This is a genomic window from Okeania sp. SIO2B9, assembly GCF_010672505.1.
In the GTDB taxonomy this organism is placed as follows: Bacteria; Cyanobacteriota; Cyanobacteriia; order Cyanobacteriales; family Microcoleaceae; genus Okeania; species Okeania hirsuta.
Map to the genome: position 1 here is coordinate 1 of NZ_JAAHGK010001469.1, position 1,736 is coordinate 1,736.

At 33.2% G+C, this 1,736-nt stretch carries 1 protein-coding gene; it reads left to right on the plus strand.

From position 1 onward, the window contains the following. The first annotated feature begins 347 nt into the window (after positions 1-347). Complete coding sequence (locus F6K13_RS31780; RefSeq protein WP_124144535.1) at positions 348-1,409, plus strand: ion transporter; 1,062 nt, start codon at positions 348-350, stop codon at positions 1,407-1,409. Positions 1,410-1,736 lie beyond the last annotated feature (327 nt).

A 1,736-nucleotide genomic window follows, 5' to 3' on the forward strand; every position in this document is an offset into this window, starting at 1 on the left:
AAGTCAGAAGTTAGAAGTTAGAAGTCAGAAGTTAGATTTGAGATGACTAAAAACTTTGACAATACAATAGTTTCAGGCAATTATTTAACATTTAAAGTTTGAAACTATTTGTGAAATTCTTAAAGTTTTTAGTCATCTCAAATCTAACTTCTGACTTCTAACTTCTAACTTCTGACTTCTGACTTCCGTTTCCCTGATTCCTCTCTTGATGCACTACCAGGTACTTCTAGTCTCTGATAAAGGAGCTAACGCACTTCGCCGACGCTAGGTCGCACCGTTATTCCATATTCCCTTCTTAAAAATTCAGAAAAAAAATCAATGTAAACATTAACTTTGTTAGTAAAAAAATGATGAAGATAGAGAAAAGACGTAAATCTTTGAAAGAACAAATTTACTATATTTTTGAATATTCAGACCAGAAAAATATTTTAAGTTTGCTAGATGATTTGCTGATTACTATTTTAACAAGCATTAGTGTCAGTGCGTTTATTTTAGAAACTTCTCCCAGATTTTCAGATATTTATTCTAAAGATTTGGAATTAGTCGAAATAATGATAACTGTATTGTTTACTTTAGAATATATTATCAGAATATGGGTATGTACAATTAATCCTAAATATCGTCATCCCATTGGTGGTAGACTAAAGTATATAATTACCCCCTTATCCATAATAGACTTTATCGCTATTTTGCCGTTTTATTTACAAGTATTATTTCCCGGTTTAGGATTTATAAAATTTACATTATTACTGCGTTTATTTCGCTTATTTAAAATCAGTAGATATTCTGAGTCACTGCGTACCATTCTGAAAGTTATAGTTCTAAAAAAAGAGGAATTAATAGCTACATTGCTAGTGGTCATTTTTGTATTAGTCTTTGCTTCAAGTCTCATGTTTTTTGCAGAAAATGAAGCACAACCAGAAAAATTTTCTAGCATTTTAGAGACTATGTGGTGGGGAGTGGTAACTTTAACAACTGTGGGTTATGGAGATGTTTATCCTACGACTCATGTAGGCAAATTATTAAGTGCCGCTATGGCATTTTTAGGTATAGGAATTTTCGCTCTACCAGCAGGTATAATTTCATCTGGTTTTGCTGAAGAAGTTCAAAAAAGAAGGGGTAAAAAAATAGTTCATCCAGTAGGAAAAGATATTAAAATAACTGCAGAAACTACATTTCCCTTAAACTCAGATTTCAGACATCATATACACCCAGACTTCAGACATCATCATCCAAAACAAGAGCAAAAACAGGTGATAGTTAACTATATTGAGGAATCATCCGAGATTATGAAAATTTGCATAGAAACAGCAAAGAAAAAGTACGGACATCATTTTAAAAATGAGGAAATTATTAAAGATTTTGCCTTACTTCTTTATCAGGAAACAATGCACAAATTTCATCGTTAAAAGTCAGGAAGGAGATGGGGAGATGGGGAGGTGGGGAGATGGGGAGACCTGGAATAATATCATGTCCGGTTGAACAGTGATAAATAAATAACTACGGAGTCCTCAGGAGTCAGTCCTCAGGAGTCAGGAGGGAAGAAAGAAGAAGGAAGAAGAAGAACAGGAGAAGAAGGAGAGAGTTTTCTGATCACTAATTATCCGGACATCATATAATATGAAGAATAGGAGACAGGAGACAATTATATATAGTGGTCAATAGGAGTAAGTAATTGAGTATTTATACTTAATATTTTCCTGAGAATCTGACTGCTGAGAAAGGTCAAATGTAGG

Bases quoted from the DNA above. Each gene is read 5' to 3' on its own strand.
- F6K13_RS31780 (WP_124144535.1), top strand. From the start codon at position 348: ATGATGAAGATAGAGAAAAGACGTAAATCTTTGAAAGAACAAATTTAC.